We start from the raw sequence: 19,124 nt of genomic DNA on the forward strand, positions 1-19,124 counted from the left end.
CCGCTTAGCAAGGGCGGGTTTCGGCCCAGGGCCCGTGAGGAGTCCCGCGTGCAGCACAGCGACAACGCGCCCCTTCGCTCGGACGCGCAGCGCAACCGCGAGCGCATTCTCGACGTGGCCGTCGCGGAGCTGACACGCTGCCCCGACGTGCCCCTGAGCGCCATCGCCAAGAAGGCGGGCGTCGGCCAGGGCACGTTCTACCGGAACTTCCCCAACCGCGAGGCGCTCGTCCTGGAGATCTACCGCCACGAGATGCGGCAGGTGGCCGAGAGCCCGGCCCAGCTTCTTGAGCGCATGTCACCGCCCGAGGCCCTGCGAGCGTGGATGGACCGGCTGGCCGAGTTCGCCATGACCAAAGCGGGACTGGCGGACGCGATCCGCCTGGCCACCAGCGCTCCCGGCGGCCCCGCCAAGCCCTCCCCCACGCCCGTCACCGACGCGGCCGACCTCCTGCTCCGCACGAACGAGGAAGCCGGCACCATCCGCCCCGGCGTCACCGCCGACGACTTCATGCTCGCCATCGCCGGCCTGTGGCAGATCACCCCCGCCGAGGACTGGCGCCCCCGAGCCACCCGCCTCCTCGACATCGTCATGGACGGCCTCCGCGCCGGAACACCGCGCAACTGACAGCAGGCAGCAGCCGAAGCCACCGGGGCAGGGCAGACCGCAGGCACGCGGCGTCAGGAAAAGGACTGCGGTGCACGTGAGCGCCAGGACCGAGACAGCTGCACAGCGGCGGCAACCGGCCTTCGGCGAGGAGGCGGCGTGCTCCGTTGCGGCCGGGCCTGCCCGGGTGCACCCGCTCCCAGCCCGACACGCATCCTGCACATCCTCAACGTTTCCCTGCGCCCGGCCCCCGTCTGGCCGCCGCGCACTGACCAACCCCCCGCAGCAGAACCAGCCAATGGCCCCTGTCAGGTGATGTACATACGTCCCCTGCGCGGCGGATCCAATCCAGGCGCTTGCCGCCCGCCGCGCCCTGGCTCAAAGCAAGGACTCTTCGACGGATCGGGTCATCGAGAGCCACCAGTTTCAGTCCGCCCCCGAACTCCATGAAACGGTGCGTGTGCGCGTAACTGAGCGGATCGTCGTGCCCGAGTACCTGGTCTGCGTCCGACAGGACTGAGCTGTAATGACATGCCCCGACGAACTGCGTGAGCCCGCGATCCGCGAGGTCCGCACCACCGGCCGGCCCGTCGCGTACGTCGCGAAGGACCTCGGCATCCACAAGGAGGCCCTGCGGCAGTGGGTCCGCCAGGCTGAAGCCGATCACGGCGAGCGCGATGACCGGCTGACCACCGCCGACGCGTCCGCGCGCATCGACGGATCACACTCGAGCGGCTATCTGCCGATCGAGCAAGGCGACGGGCCGCATCTCGTCGAGTACGCGGAGATCCCTTTGATGGTGGGGGCGGGCGGCACTACCGCGAAGGACCCCAACCGGTTCGTCGACGCCCTGCTCGACGGCCGGCTGCTGCCGGCTCGGCTCCTGGCCGAGATGCAGACACCCGGCGTCGCGGGCAGGAACTACGAACCGGGGCCGGCCTGGAAGGACACCTCGTGCGGGTTCAGGCCTACGGCAACGACGGCGATGCCCGTGGCGTAGCAGGCCGGGTCGTTCGCCGCTGAGCACGGACAACTTCAGGTCACGGTCGCCCTCACACCCGGCTTCCGCGGCGACCCCGACGGCGCGGTCGACGTTCTTGTGGACCAGGCCGTCTGCGACTGACGGACGGTGGCAGGCCTCTCCGGCTCGGTGGCGGCATGTCCGCGTCGGTCGTGCCGATCGCGGCCCGTCTCAGTCCAGGCTGTAACAGCGGATCACGATGTGACCGTCCTCCTCCCGTGCCAGGCCGACGAAGACCGTGCGGGCGAGCCAGAGATGGGCCGGGGCGTCGGTGCGGAACACCGGTGCGGTGCGGAAGTAGACGCCTGCCTCGGCCACCTGCAGGTCGCCCTCGCGCAGGGCAGGGCTGTCCGCGTCTTCGTGGTAGTAGCCACGGTTCACGATGTCGATCACCGCGCCGTCGTCGGCACGGATGAGGTAGCGGGCCTCCAGGGCGCAGACGCTGCCCCGGGTGTCGGACCAGTCGCCGCCACCGGCGAGGACTGTGCCGTTCAGCCGGGGGCCGCGCACGCTGCCTCCGGTGATGGGGGTGAACTCGGTGCGCTCTCCGTCTCCGTGGCCGATGTGCAGGCTCGGGGAGACTTCGGCGCGGATCTCGAAGGCGAAGGTGAGGGAGGGGACTGTGGTCATCTGGCTGATCCGTTCGCGGAGGCGGTGCGCCGGAGGGGCTTCCAGCCCTTGCGGGGGACACTGTCGAGGAGTTGGCGAGTGTAGGGGGCGGCGGGCGCGGACAGGACGGCCGTGGCCGGTCCGCGTTCCACGATGCGGCCGTGCCGCATGACGACCACGTCGTCGCTCACATGCCGGACGATGCCCAGGTCGTGGGTGATGAACAGGTAGGCCACGCCGGTCTGTTCCCGGATGGTGGCCAGCAGGCTGACGATCTGGGCCTGCACGGAGACGTCCAGAGCGGCGACGGCCTCGTCCAGGACGAGCAGCCGCGGCCGTACTGCCAGGGCCCGGGCGATGGCCGCGCGTTGGCGCTGGCCTCCGGACAGGTCGCGGGGCAGTGCAGCGGCCTGCCGTTCGTCCAGGCCCACCTGGTCGAGCAGTTCGGTGACGCGCTCGCGCAGTCCGTCACCTCGAAGACCGGTGTGCAGGGAGAGCACCTCGGCCACACACGGCCCGATCCGCTGGTGCCGGTCGAGGGAGGAGTAGGGGTCCTGGAACACCATCTGCACATCGCGGGCCGCGTCCAGGCGCGGCCCGCCTCTGGGCCTGCGCGACGGGCGCTGCCGTCCGGTCAGCCGGATGCTGCCGGAGGTGGGTTTGTCCAGGCCGGCGATGATGCGCGCGGTGGTGGTCTTGCCCGAACCGGACTCGCCGACGACGGCGAGCGAGCCGCCGGCGGGAATGGCCAGGTCGACGCAGTCCACGGCGGTGAAGTCCCCGAAGTCCTTGCGGAGGGCGACGACTTCGAGGGCTGGTGGCTCGGTGGCGGGTTCAGCCATGGGCGGTGCTCCTGTCCGCGTCGGGGGCCCCGCCGCCGGCGTCGGCGGCGGTGAGGAGATGGCAGGCGGCGAGGCTGTCGGCGGCGGCACGCAGTGGCGGGCGCCGGGTGCGGCAGACGTCCTCCGCCTGAGGACAGCGGGGCGCGAACGCACAGCCCTCCCCCGCCTCGAAGGCGGACAGCGGCCGGCCCGTGATCGCCCGCAGCACTCCGTCCTCGTCCGCGGGATCCGGGCGCGAGGCGAGCAGGGCCCGGGTGTAGGGGTGCCGGGCGTCGTCGTGCAACCGGTCCGCGGGGAGTTCTTCCACGATCGCGCCCGCGTACATGACGGCGATGCGATCGCAGACGGCGGCGGCGAGCGCCAGATCGTGGGTGATGAACAGCATCGCGAGGCCGCGCACTGCGCGGGCCTCGTCGATGACGGCCATGACCTCGGCCTGGGTGGTGACGTCCAGCGCGGTCGTCGGCTCGTCGGCGAGCAGCAGCCGCGGCTCCACAGCCAGGGCGGCGGCGATCATCACCCGCTGAAGGAGGCCACCGGAGAGTTCGGCCGGGCGCTGCCGCAGCCGCCGGGCCGCGTCGGGGACACCGACGTCCGACAGCAGGGCCGTCACCTTCGTCTCGGCGGCCCGGCGGCCGGTGCCGCGGGTGTGGACGAGTGCCTCGGTGAGGAAATCGCCGATGGTGCGCACCGGGTTGATGTGGGCGCGCGGATCCTGGAAGACCATCGCCGCGTCGTGGGTGCGCAGCCGGCGCAGGGCGGCGACATCCGACTCGGTCAGAGGGACACCGTCGAAGCGGATCGCGCCCTCCCGTCGCGCTCCGTCGGGCAGCAGCCCCAGGACGGCGCGGGCGGTCATCGACTTGCCCGAGCCGGACTCGCCGACCAGGCCGACGGAGGTTCCGGCGGCCAGGCTGAGGTCGACGCCGTGCAGGACGGGTTGCCGCTGACCGCGCACCGGGAGGGTGACACGCAGATCGCTCACTTCGAGCAGGGGCGGGGTGGAGGTCACCGGGTCTCTCCCAGCAGTCGTCGGGACAGGGCTCCCCCGAGAAGGTTGCAGGCGACGACGAAGACGACGATCACCACACCGGCGTACAGGGACTGTTCGGGACGGCCCGCCAGGATGCCGGTGGAGCCGCCGGCCACCATCAGTCCCCACTCCGCGGTCGGCGGCTGGGCGCCCAGGCCGATGAAGGAGAAGGCCGCCACGTCAAGCAGGGTGTAGCCGAAGGAGGTCACGATCTGCACCAGGACGAGGGGCAGCAGATTGGGCAGGGCGTGGCGCAGGCAGATCCTGCTCCCCGACATCCCGAGCAACCGCAGGGCGGAGACATAGGGCAGGCGGGTCTCGCGCAGGGCGGCGCCGCGCACCACGCGGCCGATGTACGGAAGGTAGGCGACGGACAGGGTCAGCACCGCGATCTGGAGGCCGGCGCCGAACACGGCGGCCGCCACCACCGCGAGAACCAGTCCGGGAAAGCCGAAGACGATGTCGAGGAAGGCGGTGACGAGCCGGTCGTACCAGCCACCGAGCCAGGCGGCGCTCACCGCCAGCGCGGTTCCGGCGACGCCGGCGATGAGGGTGACGAGCGCGGGGGCCACCAGGCTGGGCCGGGCGCCGTGCAGCAGCCGGGAGAGGATGTCGCGGCCGGTGTCGTCGGTGCCGAGCCAGTGCGCGGGCGAGCTGTCCTGATAGACGGCGGTCGGGTCGACTGCGTCGGGGGCGTACGGCGCGATCAGCGGTGCGCACAGGGCGGTCAGGACGACCAGCCCGACAACCGTGCCGGAGCCGAGGACCACCCAGTGGCCCCGGGTCGCGGCGCGCAGTCGCCCGAGCCGGCCGCTGAGGCCGGTTGCAGGGAGTGGGTAGGTGGTCATGCGGCGCCCTCCAGGGAGACGCGGTGGTCGAGTGCGGCGCTGACCACGTCGACCAGGGTGTTGACGGCGACGAAGACGACGACGGTGACCAGTGCGAGGGTCTGGACGACGGCCATGTCCTGCTTGGCGGCGCTCTGCACGAGCAGGGCGCCGACCCCGTTGACGCCGAAGGCCTGTTCCACGACCGCGCAGCCGGCGATCAGCCCGGCCACGGCGACGCCGGAGACGGAGAAGATCGGTCCGGATGCGTTGCGCAGGACGTGCTTGCGGACGACGACACGTTCGGGGATGCCGCGGCTACGGGCGGTCTGGACGTGCTCGGAGGCGAGTTCGCCGCGGACGGCGGAGCGGGTGACCTGGGCGACGTAGGCGATCCACGCGGCGGCCAGGGCCAGGGCGGGCAGGGTGAGGTGCTCCAGCCGTCCGGTGAGGCCCGCGCCCGCGCCGTACGCGGGGAACCAGGCCCATTGCACGGACAGCCACCAGATCAGCAGCACCGACATGACGAAGGTGGGGACGGCCATCAGGGCGGTCGTCACGATGGTCACGGCGGTGTCGCCGGCGCCGCCGCGCAGGGCGGCGAGCGTGCCCAGGGCGACGCCCGGGACGATGATCAGGACGGCGGCGTAGGCGATGAGGAAGAGGGTGTTGCCAGCGCGCTGGCCGAGCAGGTGGGTGACGGAGTCGCGGTAGGCGAGGGACTCTCCGGCGTCGCCGTGCAGGAGGCCGCCCAGCCAGCGGGCGTAACTCTGCAGGAACGGCTCGTCGAGGTGGTACTGGCGGTGGATCTCCGCCAGGAGCTGGGGGTTGGGTGGCTTGCCTCCGCCGATGAGGAGGGTGGCGGGGTCGCCCGGTGCGATGAACAGGGCGCCGTGGACGGCGAGTCCGGCGACCAGCACGGTCACCAGGAGCATCGCCGTTCGGCGTGCGAGGAAGCGCCAGATCATGAGCCGGCCTTGTCGGTTCCGCCGAGCATGGCCGCCCAGGGCATGTTGATGTAGGCGAAGGAGGCCGGGGCGCCGCTGATGCGCTTGTTCATGAACATGCGCTCGTAGGGGGCGGAGATCGGCACCATCGGCAGGTCTGCGGCGTACAGGGCCTGGGCCTGGGTGAACAGTTCGGCCGACGCCCTCGGGTCGAGGCTGGCCTGCGAGCGGGCGAGGAGTGCGGTCACCTCGGGGTTGTCGTACTTGGTCCAGTTCAGTGGAGAGGCGGGCGAGGTGAACATCTGGGCGTAGGACAGCGGGTCGGGGATCTCGATGTAGCCGAGTGCCATGGTGGCGTCGAGGCCCTTGCGCAGGGACGGGTCGTAGAAGAGGCCGGACATCTGGGTGGGCTGGAGCTGCTTGATGGCGATCTTCAGGCCGATCTTCTTCGCGGCTGCCTGGAGGAAGGTCAGGGTCTGAAGGGACTGCTGGTCGCCGGCTCCCATGGCGATGGATATGGTGCGCTGTTTCGGGGCGGCCTCGTCGACGAGCGTCTTCGCCTTGGCCACGTCGACGTCGGGGACGGCGGGCAGGGCGTCATAGCCCTTGGCGTAGACGTCGGCGGCCTCGGACTTCTGCCACACCAGGGAGGGGATGAAGGTCTTGAGTTTCTGTGCGGCCCCGTCGTACACGTTCTTGACGAGGGCGTCGCGGTCAAGGACCAGGGAGAGTGCCTGGGCGATGCGGTGGTCGGCGAGGGGGGATTTCGGGCCGGTCGGGTAGACGAACACCGTCTGTGCGGAGGGGCCGTAGTAGAGGGTGCCGGTGTCGGAGGAGCTGAGGGCCTTGGCGGCGGTGGACGGTATCTCGTAGCTGCCGTCGATCTGTCCGGACAGCAGCGCGCTGGTGAGGGTGCTGTTGTCGGTGACGAAGAGGAAGGTCAGCTTCTTCACCTTGGGGCGCAGGGAGGCGTCCCAGTAGGCGGTGTTGCGGACGGTGGTGAGGGAGTCGCCGGCCTTCCAACTGGACAGCTTGAAGGGGCCGGTGCACATCAGGCCGCCCTTGGCGGTGCCGTAGGAGGTGCCCGCCTTCTTGAGATAGGCGGCCTCGCTGACCGCACCGAAGCCGTTCGCGAGGTATTTGAGGAAGAGTTCGTCGGGTGTCTTGAAGCGGACGGTGACCTGGTGGTCGCCGGTGGCGGTGATGGTCGAGACGTTGGCCAGGACTTGGGTGTTGACGCTCTGGGTGGCGGCTTCGCGCTGCCGGGAGAGGCTGGCGACGACGTCCTTGGCCGTCATGGCGTGGCCGTTCCAGAAGCTGACGTCGGTGCGCAGGTCCAGGACGAGGGTCTTGTCGTCGGGGTTGCTCCAGGACGTGGCGAGGCCGGGGGCGAGGGAGTAGTCGGGGCGGATGCGCAGCAGCGGGTCGCAGAGGTTGGCTTCTACAGTGTTGGGCGAGTAGTCCCCGACCTTGGCGGGGTCCAGGGTGGTGGGCTCGCCGAACGGCAGGTTCCAGGTGACCTCGTCGAGGGTGCCGGAGGCGGCGGGTGTGGTGCTGGTGAGCTTCAGGGCGCCGGGGGAGGCCGCCTTGCCGCCGGTGCCCATGCCCGAACTGCAGGCGGCCAGGGCCAGCAGGGCGGTGAAGGTGAGGGCGGTTGTTCTGGGAGCGTGCATGGTGGTGCTCCTGAGGAGGGTGCGAGGGGCGGTGTGGATCCTTCGGAGTGGGGGCGGGCGGGGCTGACGGGTTGGGGGGTCAGCCGGCCGAAGTGGGGCGGACGGTGACGGTCAGCCGGGACGGGGTCGCGGGGCCGGTGCGCAGCGTCTGGGTGCTCGGCTTGGCGGCGAGCGTCGTCCAGGGGTTGTCCTCGCTGCCGGAGCAGGGCAGGAACATGGGGTAGTCGCTGGAGGCCAGCAGCAGGGCCAGCCGGTGTCCGGCGCGCAGCCGGTATCCCGTGTGGCCGCAGGGGATGTGGACCTCGCGGGGCCCGCCGCCGTCGCTCACGTTCGCCTCGCCGCGCACGATCAGGTGGGCCCGCCCGTCCGGTGCGACGTCGAGGACCTTCACGAACACGTCGTAGACGGGGGCGGAGGAGCTGGTGTGCAGGTCGGCAGCGATCGGTCCGGCGAGGTCGAGGTCCTCCTCCAGGGCGCCGGTCGTGAAGGCGAGGACGTCCTCACGGGTCGCCAGTGGACCTACGTCGGGGTGGATGCGCAGGTGGGCGAAGGAATTGGGGACGAGGGAGGGGACGAGATCCTCGGGGTCGTAGGCCCAGTTCGTCTCGTGGTCGTGCGGGGCCTGGGAGTCGGCGAGGACCGCCCCGGGCAGAAGGCCGGGGGGTGCCGGGCGCGTGGTCAGCCACCAGGTGCGTTCGGTGGCGTCGGGCGGCGGCCACGCGGTGGAGGTGTACCGGCCCGCGTGGCCCAGCTCCCAGGACACCTTGGGAAGTTCGGTGGCGCGGCGTACGCCCTTGAGGAAGACGTCGAAGAACTCCAGTGCGGGGCCCGCGTAGTCCGGCAGCATCCGTTCCAGGGCGGTGCCGTCGAGGGCGTGGTCGGCGGCGTCGGTGACCGGGGCCAGGTCCAGGTGGTAGTTCTCGTGGTCCACGGCTCCGGCCCACAGGTACTGCACGGCGTCCCAGCCCGGACGTGAGGCTAGTTCGAGGTAGTCGCGCATGTGCGGCAGGCCGATGTTGTCGTACCAGCCCACGCAGTGCAGCACCGGGACCGGCCGGGCGTCGAACGGGTGTCGGCCCAGGGCGTGCAGGACGTCGGTGAAGCGGGGTGCCAGCAGGTCGAACCAGGCGGAGCGGGCGCCGATGGCCCGGAAGGCGCTCTCGTACTGCTCGATGACGGGACGCACGGAACGGTCGGGTTCGAACTCGTAGGCGCCTTCGTCGATCCAGTGGTGGGCGTAGTACTCGATGCCCTCCAGCCAGACCGGACGGCCGACGCCGGTGTGTGCCTCCTGTGGGTCGACGAGGGTGGCGTTGAAGTCGGCCGTGGTGACCCGGGGCACGATCGCCCGCAGCGCGGGGTGCTGTGAGGCGACGGCGGCCCACTGGGTGAAGCCGTAGTAGGAGTCGCCGAACATGCCGACCGTGCCGTCGGACCAGGGCTGGTGGGTGATCCAGTCGATGGTGTCGTAGCCGTCGTCCGGCTCCAGCAGGAAGGGCAGGGTCCGGCCGTCGGACCGGAACTTGCCCCGCACGTCCTGCACGACGAAGGCATAACCGCGCTCAGTGAACAAGCGTGCGACTCGGTCGAGGAAGACGTAGCGGCTGTTCTTGTCGTAGGGCAGCCGTACGAGGACCGCGGGGACGGGTCCGGCGTCGGCCGGGAGATAGACGTCGGCGGCCAGCCTGGCTCCGTCGCGCATCCGCACCAGGTGCTGCCGCGCATGCTCGGGAACGGGGCCGGCGCCGGTTCGTTCGAAGGAAACGCTCATCCGTGCACTCCGGGGAACTCCGGGGAATGAGATACAACGCCGTCATGTAACAGCGTTGTATGACAACATTGCAGCTCCGTGTGAACGGGGTCAACCCATTGCGTTAAGGTCAACGACATGCCGATCGAGGTAGACGAGGCGCGGCGGCTCGACGAGATCGCCGCCGCCACCATCCAGGTCGCCCGGGACAAAGGGGTCCGCTCGGTCACCATCCGGGCTGTCGCCGCCCGGCTCGGCGGATCCACGGCGATGGTCACCAACTACGTCTCCAGCCGCAGCGCCCTCATGGTCAACGCGCTGCGCCGCACGGAGGAGGAGTGGGGCCAGGAGATGGACAACGCCCTCGAGGGACTCGTCGGCGAGGCTCGCCTGGAAGCGGCGATCACCTGGATGTGCACGACCCAGGACGACGACGAGGTCATGCGCCGCCTGCTGATGGAGATCGCCAGCGAAGGCCCCGAAGCGGGAGCCGCGATCGAGGAGATCAGGACCGCCACCTCACGCCGCTACCGCGAGGAACTGCGCACCCTGGCCGCCGAGGCGGGCCTGCCCGATCCCGCACTGAGCGCGGACATCCTCCACCTGGTCATGCGCGGCTACTGGCTCACCACCCTGGAGGACCCGGAGAGCTGGCCGGACGAGCGGGGCGCCCACGCCGCTCTCGCGGTGGTCGGCCTGCTGCGCGGGTCGCCCGGCCAGGGCTCCGCCGACTGACACACCCACACCGGCACCCCCTTGACAGCGCACCTGTCCCCGGCACAGGCTGACCGCGAGATAAAACACCGTTGTACAAACGGTGGGCCCCGGCCCTCCCCTGTCCGGGCGCCGACTCACAGCCCTCCGCCCCGCCCGTCTATGCCGCGTCGACCGGACGACAGCGTTCCTCCGCGCCCGGCAACCCGAGGCTCACCTGCGAAGAGGTATCCCATGGCGTCCCCCGCCCGCCCCACCGAACTCTGGCAGTTCGGCGCAGCCGAACTCGCCACCGCCGTACGCTCCCGCGAAGTCTCCGCCGTAGAGGCCGCACAGTCCTGTCTCGATCGCATCGAGCAGACGAACCCCACGCTCAACGCGCTGGCGGACGTCCGCACTGACGAGGTACTGTCCGCCGCGCGCGCCGCCGACGACGCCCTCGCCGCGGGCAAGGAGGTCGGGCCCCTGCACGGCGTCCCCGTCTCCATCAAGATCAACACCGAGCAGCGGGGACACGCCACCAGCAACGGCCTGCCCGCCCTGGCCCACTCCCCCGCCGAACACGACGCCGCCTGCGTCAGCGCGCTGCGTGACGCAGGTGCCCTCCCGCTGGGCCGCAGCAACGCACCCGCCTTCTCCCTGCGCTGGTTCACCAGCAACGCCCTGCACGGCCGCACCCTCAACCCCTGGGACCACGGCAGGACCCCCGGTGGCTCCAGCGGCGGCGCCGCCTCCTCCCTCGCCGCCGGAATGACCCCGCTCGCCCAGGGCAATGACATCGGCGGCTCCATCCGCTTCCCTGCGGCCTGCTGCGGAGTGGTGGGTCTGCGTCCCACCGTGGGACGCATCTCCGACTGGGCACCGCCGGCCGTCATCGACACCCCGGGCGGGCCCGTCGAGATGAGCTTCCCGCCCACCGTGCACTTCTGCGCGGTGCAGGGCCCCCTGGGCCGTACGGTCACGGACGTCCGCCTGGCCCTGCGGGCGATGACAGCACCGGATCTCCGGGACCCCAGCGGCGTTCCGGCCGTGCCCGACCGGCCGCGAGCGGCGGGGCCTGTGAAGGTCAGGATGGTGCGAACGCTCGGCACCCTCAAGAACCACCCCGCCGTGGACCGTGCCCTCGACAGCGCGGCGGCGCACCTCACCGACGCCGGCCACGAGATCGAGGAACTGACCGACTTCCCCCTCCTCGCGGAGGCGAGCCGCCTGTGGGCGCTGCTGCTGACGGAGGACACGCGCTCACTGCTGCCGACGGTCGAGCAGCTCGGCGACGACGACATCCGCGCCGCCCTGGCGGGACACTTCGCCGCCGCCGCACAACTGTGGGGCGAGCAACCCTCGTTGCAGACCTACATCGACGGCTGGGCGCGGCGCGCCACGCTCATCACCCGCCTCCAGGAATTCCTCGGCCGGGACACGGTGCTGCTGACCCCGGTCTGCGCGGAGCCGGCTTTCGAACAGGACGCCGACGTCACCGACCCCGAGCGCTCCAAGTCACTGGCGTCGACCATGTGGCCGATGACCTCGGTGCCGATCCTGGGCTTCCCCGCCGTGACCGTCCCGGTCCTGGTGGACGAAGGCCTGCCGTTCTCCGTTCAGGTCATCGGGGGGCGCTTCGAGGAGGAACTCGTTCTGGAGATGGCGCACGATGTCGAGACCCGCGCCGCCGTGCCCCAGCTCTGGAACGGCACCGGGGCGTGAGCACACGGATGCTGGACGGCGGCCGAGTCGCCCTCGTTGCAGCCCTGACCGCCGGCCAGACCAGCCGAGCTCAACCGCTCGCGCCACACACCGGCCTCTCAGCGACTCGTTGGCCAACAGTTGCCTGACGTAGGGGCGAAAACCGGCCACCATCGTCTTCGATGTCCGACCCGGCCTCACCGACGCCGAGAATGGCCAGCGGTCCGCCCGTCTTGAGTGCGGCGAGCGTCGGATCGTCACATGACCGAGGACGTGGTTCCCGCGCGCGCTCATCGCCTTGACGACCTCGACGAGTTCGCGTTCCCGCAGAAGCATCACTGGCCGAGTACTCGGACGGGCCACGCTCCCCGCCTTCTCGCAGTGAAGGCAGGAACCCGGTGGCGCGGCGCGTCGCTTCAGAGATTGTAGGAAATTACGTCAGGGATATTGCTCACAATATTGCCGGGCGGTTACGTTCTCGTACGCACCAGCACGCCCGGATGGCACAGGGCTCGCGACGTTCGCATCCCGCCGGTGCCGGCGAGCCTTCGGCCGACCAGCGCCGACACGACCCCCAACCCACGTCGCCCTCCTCACAAGCCCTGCTCCCTGCCGTCCAGTTCACCGTTCCCGATCACAGAGTCAGGAGCTGGGAACCATGACCGGAACGAGAACCTCCGACGGAACCTCCAGCAGAGCCGCCGTGGCATGGGCCGCGGCGGGCGTACTCGGCCTGGGACTGCTGTCCCCGGTCGCCGCGGACGCCCTGAGCGCCGGATCCGGCCCCGCTGCCGCCGCGCACCCGTCCTCCCTCGTCGTGCGGACGGACGCGGGCCGGGTCCGCGGGGACAACCGGGACGGTTACGACGAGTGGCTCGGCATCCCCTACGCCGCCGATCCCTCCGGCGCCAACCGATGGAAGCCCCCGCAGCCCGTGGCCAAGTGGTCCGGGGTGCGCAACACCACCGCCTTCGGCAACCGGTGTGCGCAGAACAGCGGTTGGGATCCCGGTTACGAGAAGACCATCACCAGCGAGGACTGCCTCGCGCTCAACGTGTACGTCCCCGACGGCGCCAAGGCGAACACCCCTGTCGTCGTCTGGATCCATGGCGGCGGCAACACCGGAGGCGCGGGCCAGGACACGAACCCGCGCAAGTTCGTCGAGCAGACCGGCGCCATCGTCGTCACCGTCAACTACCGCCTCGGCGCCCTCGGCTTCCTCAACCTGCCCCAGCTGCAGGCCGAGACCAGGAACGGTCCCGGCAACTACGGTCTGCTCGACCAGCAGGCGGCCCTGCGCTGGGTCCACACCAACATCGCGCGGTTCGGCGGCGACGCGAAGAACGTGACGATCGCCGGACAGTCCGCCGGCGGCGGCGCGGTCTGCGACGAACTCGCCTCGCCCACCGCCAAGGGCCTGTTCTCCCACGCCGTAATCGTCAGCGGCGGCTGCAACCTGCAGTCCACGGCAGCAGCGCAGACGCAGGGCGCCGCCTTCGTGAAGTCCGTCGGCTGCGACACCGCCTCCGACGTCCTCGCCTGCCTGCGCGCCAAGCCCGCCGCCGAACTCCTGGCCGCGCAGAAGACATCCGGCGTCTCCCCGTCCGTCGGCGGAGCGGCGTTCCCGCTGAACCCGGCGACCGCGGTGCAGACCGGGAACATCAACCGCGTTCCGGTGATGGTCGGTCAGACCAACAGCGAGCGTGGTCTGTTCACCTTCCAGAACTACGACTACCTCGGCACTCCCATGACCGCCGCACAGTACGAGCAACAGGTGCGCGCCACCTACGGGACCAACGCCGACAAGGTGCTCGCGGAGTACCCGCTGAGCGGGTACAGGACCCCGGGCGAGGCCTGGACCGCCGTACAGAACGACTCCACCTCGTACACCCGGCAGCAGCTCTTCACCTCCCTGTCGAAGTATGTGCCCACCTACGCCTACGAGTTCGCCGAGAGCGACACCCCGCACTTCACCTCCATCCACCACATCCAGCAGAAGAGCCAGACGGCGCGCGACTATCCCTTCGGAGGCGCGGTCCACGTCGACGACCTCGGCTACATCTGGGACTACCTGGGCCAGACGCTGCCGTACGACGACGACCAGCTGGAGCTGTCGCACCAGATGATCACCTTCTGGGACCGCTTCGCGGCATCGGGCGACCCGAACGGTTCGGGTACGCCGACCTGGCCTGCCTACGACCCGAAGACCGGCGCCCTGATGTCCCTCAAGGCCTGCGACACCGCCCCGGCGAGCCACGACGCCCCGGCGGCCTGCTCCAAGGTCAGCACGGGCTTCGCCGCCGAGCACGACCTCGCCTTCTGGGCCGGCCTGCCGACGGCCTGACGGCCGGCCGCGCCGCTCCCCGGCCGGCGTCCCGCAGTCGCCGTCACGGCGCGGGCCGGACGCCGGCCGCCCCCACAACTCCCCCACCGCTTCCGGGAGTCCCTTCGCCATGCCCTTCCCCACTCCGCACCGCGCCTTCGCCGCCCTGGCCGCCGTCCTGGTCCTCACGGCGGGCGGCAGCACCACGAAACCCGACGAGAAGCCCACCGTCGAACCCCGTACCGCGTCCCCCCAGGTCGTCCACACCGGCACCGGCCCGACCGGCTACACGGTCACGTTCCGTTACCGGGACCCCACCGCCACACGGGTCCAGCTCAAGGGCGAGTGGTACTTCGGCAACCCCTACGACCTGTCCGCGCTCACCACCGACGACGGGACCGCCCTCGAAACACCCGGCACACTCCCGGCGGACTGGCGGCCCGGGGACATCCCTCTCCCGTACCCCAACTCCCCCGCCGCCAACTGGCCCGTGATCGACATGAAGAAGGGCCGCGACGGCGTGTGGACGTACACCACGCCCCTCCCGTCAGGGGTGTTCACCTACTCCTTCTACGTCGACTGCGCCGATGCCACCCAGACCACCTGCACCGCCGTCTCCGATCCGGCGAACCCGCCATGGAACGAGACGAACGGCAAGGTCGCCGGGACCGTCGAGCGCACCAGCCAGGTGTACGTCCCCTCGGACCGGCGCTTCGGCACCGTCGACGCCGGCTGGCAGGGTCCGAGCCCGACCGGCACGCGCGGCACCCTCCGTCACGTCACCTATCCGGCCCCGACCTCGGTCACCCCACCCGGCGAGAACCACCTCTCCGTGTACACCCCACCGGGCTACAGCCCCGGGCGGGCGAAGCCGTACCCCACTCTCTATCTCTTCAGCGGTGACGCCACCGAGATGGACTGGAGCACACAGGGCGACGCGGGCCGCATCCTCGACAACCTGATCGCCACCGGGCAGATCCCACCGATGGTCGTCGTCATGCCCAACACGGCCGGTTTCCCCGCTTCCACCGGCTATGCGGCCTTCGACCAGAACCTCACCGACACTCTCATCCCCTACGTGGAGTCCCACTACCACGTCTCCACGGCCGCCGCCGAACGCGCCGCCGCCGGCCTCGGCTACGGCGCTTCCCTCACCAACTCCCTGCTGTTCGGGCACACTTCGGCATTCGGCTCGTACGGCGTCTTCAGCCCCGGCCGGCGCGGCGACTACACGCTGCCCGCCGCCTCCACCGTCACCGGCACCCAGCTCGCCGCGCTCAAGCGGGCGCGAATCCACGTCGGCGGTGGCTGGCAGGACCCGAGCCACGACTACCACGCCGCGGAGGTCTCCCTGCTGACCGGCCTCGGTGTCCCCGTGACGCCTGGCTTCGTCAACGGCGGTCACAGCTGGTTCGTGTGGCGCCTCAACCTCAGGGACTTCCTCACCCAGACCGCCTTCTTCCCGCCCGTGACGGGCTGACCGACCAGGAGATTTCCATGACCGAGCCAGCACACGATCTCCCCCGCCGCACGGGCACCGGGTTGCCGCGACGGGGCTTCCTGGGCCGCACCGCAGGCCTCGCCGCGGGGGCCGTCCTCCTCGACGCTCTCGCCGCGCCCTCGTCATCCGCGCGGCCTTCGCGGAGCAGCCCGGTGCGCACTCAGTCCGGACTCGTCTCCGGTGTGCCGGCCGCCGTGTCCGGTGTCACCGTCTTCAAGGGGATCCCCTACGCCGCTACCACCGCCGGACGCAACCGCTGGTGTCCGCCGCAGCCGGCGCCGTCGTGGCAGGGAGTCCGCAGGGCCGACACGTTCGGCGACGCACCCCCGCAGGCGTCGACCACGCTCACGATGAGTGAGGACTGTCTCAACCTCAACATCTGGACCGGCGCCACCGGCGGCCGGGAGCGGCGGCCGGTCTATGTGTGGCTCTACGGCGGCGGCTTCTCGGCCGGAACCGGATCGGACCCGAGCTTCGACGGGTCGGTCCTCGCGAGCAAGGGCGCCGTCGTGGTGACCATCAACTACCGCCTGGGTGCCCTGGGTTTTCTCGCCACACCCGAACTGAGCGCGGAGGACCGTCACGGTGTGTCGGGCAACTACGGCCTGCTCGACCAGATCGCGGCACTGAAGTGGGTGCGGCGCAACATCGCCGCGTTCGGCGGCGATCCGCGGCGCGTCACCGTGGGCGGACAATCCGCCGGCGCCGGCTCCACCGACATGCTGTCCATGTCTCCGCTCGCCACCGGCCTCTTCCGGCGTTCCGTCGCCGAGAGCCAGGTCCGCTACCCGAGCGACCCGGAACTGCGCTACCTCGGCGTCTCCCTGCGGAGAATGGACACCGCCCTCGAACAGGGACCCGCCTACGCCGCGTCGAAGGGCGCGAACACCCTGGCGGAACTGCGCGCCCTGCCATGGTCGAAGTTCACGGACGGCGCCTCGCTCAAGGACGAGACCGTCGACACCAAGTCCGTGGCGAAACCACCCCTGTTCAGGCCCGTCGTCGACGGATGGGTCCTGCCGGCCGGCTACATGGCCACGTATGAGGCCCGTGCGCAGAACGACGTCTGGTACCTCGCCGGCAACAACCTCGACGAGAGCGGAGCCGTGCCCGAGACCGCCTTCGACTACTGGCGTTCCGCGGGCTACCCCGACCGCCCCGGCGCTCCGCCGGTCCACGTCACCCTCGACGACTACGTCACCGCGGCACGGCAGAAGTTCGATGCCATGGCCGATGAGTTCCTCGCCCTCTACCCCGCCGCCACCGACGACGAGGCCGCCCTCGCCAGCAACGACGCCATCCGCGACAACTCACGGGTCTCCACGTACCTGTGGGGGACCAAGTGGACCAAGGGCGCCGACCGCCCGGTGTACACGTACTTCTGGACACACCGCCCGCCGGGCCCGGACCACGACATCCGGGGTGCCTACCACGGCTCCGAGATCGTCTACTTCTTCGGCAACCTGTACCCAGGTACCCAGGGATGGACCGACCAGGACCGCGAGATCGCCGACACCATGTCCTCGTACCTGGCGAACTACATCAGCAACGGCGACCCCAACGGGCCCGGTCTGCCGAAGTGGCCCGCCTACCGCCCCGGCTCTCCCACCGTGATGCAGGTGGGCGAACACTACGGGCCCATGCAGGTGGCGTCTGCCGACAAACTCCGTTTCTGGACGCGGTACTTCGCCACACAGGACGCCTGGTGAGAAACACCACCGCGCTGCCGTCGGTCGCCGCGAGTACCGCGGCGACCGACGGCGGCAGGCGGATCAGTACGCGGTGGTCTGCGACTCCAGATAGCGCTTGAGGAATGCGAACTTGGCGTCGCTGTCCGCAGCGGGGACCGGCTCGAAGCCGTCACCGAGGTTCATGGACAGCGGCCTGTTCGTCCTGAGCGCGGGCCACACCGGCAGCGAACGGGCGCCGCGGGCGGGACCGTTCGGGTTGCCGGTGGCGGCGAAGTTCACCACGTACGACGAGACCGTGTCGGCGATCTCGTGGTCCCGGGCAGTCCAAGGTCGGTCCGTGCCGTCGAGGCCGCCGAAGAGGTAGTACAGGTCGGCTCCGTGATAAGCACCCGCTGTGGAGGCGTCCTGCCCCGGCATGATCGGATTGGTGGTGTCCGCGCCCGGGGGGACATGGCTCCAGAAGTAGTTGTACACCGGACTCCGGTTGGCGGCCGTCTTCCGGAACTGCGTACCCCACAGGAAGGTGGAGACCCGTTCCTCGTCGCGGGCGTAGGCGTTGTACTGCCGCGCCGCGTCCGCGTCCGTGGCGGCCGGATACAGGGCCAGGAACTCCTCGGCCCGGCTGCCGAATGTCGTGGCCGCGTATGCGTTGAACTGCGCGACCGTCATGACCAGGGTCGGTGAAGCGCCGTTCTCGTCCTTGCTGTTGCCCGTGCAGACCGGCACATCGGTCTCCGTGCCCGCCTCCATGGCGCCGGTATAGGTCGCGGGCAGGACGTACCCGTCCAGGACGTTGCCGAAGCTGGTCCCCGCGCTCGGGGCGCCGGACGCGTAGACCTTGGCCACGATCTCGTCCGCCGACAGCTCCCTCAGTCCGGCCAGGGAGGTGGCGCCCATGTAGGCGGCGAAAGCGGTGCCGTTGACCTCTGCCGCGGACAGGGTGCCGTAGCCGCCGGCCACATGGCCGAGGGCAGGGTCCTTGGTGTACTGCACGCCGGACGACAGCAGAGCGCGGTGATACAGGCCACGGGCGAGCCGGGAGATCATCAGGATGTTCACGAACGAGGAGCCGTGGGACCAGCCGCCGAGGGTGACCCGGTCCGGGTCACCGCCGAACGCGGCGATGTTGCGCTGTATCCACTTCAGCAGCGCCACGGTGTCCATGACGCCCCAGTTGCCGGAGGCCTGATGCCCGGACTCCGCGCTCAGCTCCGGGTGGGCGAGGTTGCCGAAGGCTCCGACCCGGTGGTTGAAGGTGACGACGACCGCGCCCTTGGCGGCGAGGTTCGCGCCGTCGTAGACCGGCTGCGACGCCCACATCGCGCTGGCGCGACCGCCGTAGATCCAGACGAAGACCGGTCGGCGTTCGCGCGATGAGGCGGCTCCTGTCCAGATGTTGAGGTTGAGGCAGTCCTCGCTCAGCGGCGGCACCTTGTCGGCGTCGATGCCCGTGACGGGCTGCGGGCAGGCCGCCCCCCAGGTGTCGGCCTTGCGCACGCCCTTCCAGGACGGCGCCGACCGCGGCGCGCGCCAGCGGTTCTCCCCGGCCGTCGAGGCGGCGTAGGGGATGCCCTTGTAGACGGTGATCCCTTCCGCGCCGGCCGGGACTCCGGTCACCAGCCCCGACTCCGTTCGCACCGCACGGTCGGCGCCGCCGCGGGGAGCGGCCGTGGCGGGTCCGGCCGCCGTGCCGCCGAGAAGAGTGGCTCCGGCGGCGGCACCCGCGACACCGCCGAGGAGACTCCGGCGTCCGAGCGCGGTGTCGGCGGGGGGCGGGTGGGGGACGTCTCGCAAGCTCACAGGGTCTCCCTGTCGAAGAGGAGAGCCAGGGGTGCCGGTTGGCGGCTCCACTCCCGGCCCGCCTGCGGATGAGTCGCCCCATGCTGTGCACACTTCCCGCGTGC

15 protein-coding genes are annotated in these 19,124 nt (G+C 70.6%); 7 read left to right on the forward strand and 8 right to left on the reverse strand.

Translation table 11 applies throughout. The features are described from left to right. Window positions 1-48: 48 nt before the first annotated feature. On the forward strand, window positions 49-627 hold the full coding sequence (locus OG866_RS00425) for a TetR/AcrR family transcriptional regulator (protein WP_329331240.1): 579 nt from the start codon (window positions 49-51) through the stop codon (window positions 625-627). Between the two features lie 505 nt (window positions 628-1,132). Then, window positions 1,133-1,606, forward strand: coding sequence for a transposase (locus OG866_RS00430; protein WP_329331241.1), 474 nt, complete (start codon window positions 1,133-1,135; stop codon window positions 1,604-1,606). Between the two features lie 192 nt (window positions 1,607-1,798). Here the strand turns inward: OG866_RS00430 and OG866_RS00435 are convergent, their stop codons facing one another. From OG866_RS00435 to OG866_RS00465, 7 genes are all read right to left on the reverse strand, one after another. Continuing rightward, a complete protein-coding gene (locus tag OG866_RS00435; RefSeq protein ID WP_329331242.1) occupies window positions 1,799-2,257 on the reverse strand; it encodes a DUF3237 domain-containing protein in 459 nt (152 codons plus the stop codon). Further along, complete coding sequence (locus OG866_RS00440) at window positions 2,254-3,078, reverse strand: ABC transporter ATP-binding protein (protein ID WP_329331243.1); 825 nt, start codon at window positions 3,076-3,078, stop codon at window positions 2,254-2,256. Before OG866_RS00440 ends, OG866_RS00435 begins: the two co-directional genes overlap by 4 nt. Further along, entirely contained in the window at window positions 3,071-4,090 is a 1,020-nt protein-coding gene (locus OG866_RS00445; RefSeq protein WP_329331244.1) for an ABC transporter ATP-binding protein, read from the reverse strand. The genes OG866_RS00440 and OG866_RS00445 overlap by 8 nt, the downstream gene beginning before the upstream one ends. Continuing rightward, entirely contained in the window at window positions 4,087-4,959 is an 873-nt protein-coding gene (locus OG866_RS00450; protein WP_329331245.1) for an ABC transporter permease, read from the reverse strand. Before OG866_RS00450 ends, OG866_RS00445 begins: the two co-directional genes overlap by 4 nt. Continuing rightward, window positions 4,956-5,906 (reverse strand): ABC transporter permease, encoded by a 951-nt coding sequence (locus OG866_RS00455; RefSeq protein ID WP_329331246.1) that lies wholly within the window; start codon window positions 5,904-5,906, stop codon window positions 4,956-4,958. The genes OG866_RS00450 and OG866_RS00455 overlap by 4 nt, the downstream gene beginning before the upstream one ends. Further along, complete coding sequence (locus tag OG866_RS00460) at window positions 5,903-7,558, reverse strand: ABC transporter substrate-binding protein (RefSeq protein WP_329331247.1); 1,656 nt, start codon at window positions 7,556-7,558, stop codon at window positions 5,903-5,905. The genes OG866_RS00455 and OG866_RS00460 overlap by 4 nt, the downstream gene beginning before the upstream one ends. Window positions 7,559-7,637: 79 nt before the next feature. Beyond that, window positions 7,638-9,329, reverse strand: a complete 1,692-nt coding sequence (locus tag OG866_RS00465; protein WP_329331248.1) for a CocE/NonD family hydrolase — start codon at window positions 9,327-9,329, stop codon at window positions 7,638-7,640. A gap of 117 nt (window positions 9,330-9,446) precedes the next feature. Between OG866_RS00465 and OG866_RS00470 the strand changes: the two genes are divergently transcribed. The 5 genes from OG866_RS00470 (at window position 9,447) to OG866_RS00490 (ending at window position 17,238) form a co-directional block, all read left to right on the forward strand. Continuing rightward, complete coding sequence (locus tag OG866_RS00470) at window positions 9,447-10,043, forward strand: TetR/AcrR family transcriptional regulator (RefSeq protein WP_329331249.1); 597 nt, start codon at window positions 9,447-9,449, stop codon at window positions 10,041-10,043. Window positions 10,044-10,256: 213 nt separating this feature from the next. Beyond that, a complete protein-coding gene (locus tag OG866_RS00475; RefSeq protein WP_329331250.1) occupies window positions 10,257-11,726 on the forward strand; it encodes an amidase in 1,470 nt (489 codons plus the stop codon). Between the two features lie 637 nt (window positions 11,727-12,363). Then, window positions 12,364-14,049: a carboxylesterase/lipase family protein gene (locus OG866_RS00480; RefSeq protein ID WP_329331251.1), complete on the forward strand. Its 1,686-nt coding sequence runs from the start codon at window positions 12,364-12,366 to the stop codon at window positions 14,047-14,049. 109 nt (window positions 14,050-14,158) lie between these two features. Then, on the forward strand, window positions 14,159-15,508 hold the full coding sequence (locus OG866_RS00485; RefSeq protein ID WP_329331252.1) for an alpha/beta hydrolase-fold protein: 1,350 nt from the start codon (window positions 14,159-14,161) through the stop codon (window positions 15,506-15,508). Window positions 15,509-15,525: 17 nt separating this feature from the next. Continuing rightward, on the forward strand, window positions 15,526-17,238 hold the full coding sequence (locus OG866_RS00490; protein WP_329331253.1) for a carboxylesterase/lipase family protein: 1,713 nt from the start codon (window positions 15,526-15,528) through the stop codon (window positions 17,236-17,238). A gap of 63 nt (window positions 17,239-17,301) precedes the next feature. Here the strand turns inward: OG866_RS00490 and OG866_RS00495 are convergent, their stop codons facing one another. Beyond that, the gene (locus OG866_RS00495) at window positions 17,302-19,020 is read right to left on the reverse strand and encodes a carboxylesterase/lipase family protein (RefSeq protein WP_329331254.1); all 1,719 of its coding nucleotides are present in this window, start codon (window positions 19,018-19,020) and stop codon (window positions 17,302-17,304) included. Window positions 19,021-19,124 lie beyond the last annotated feature (104 nt).

It is taken from the genome of Streptomyces sp. NBC_00663 (assembly GCF_036226885.1).
In the GTDB taxonomy this organism is placed as follows: domain Bacteria; phylum Actinomycetota; class Actinomycetes; order Streptomycetales; family Streptomycetaceae; genus Streptomyces.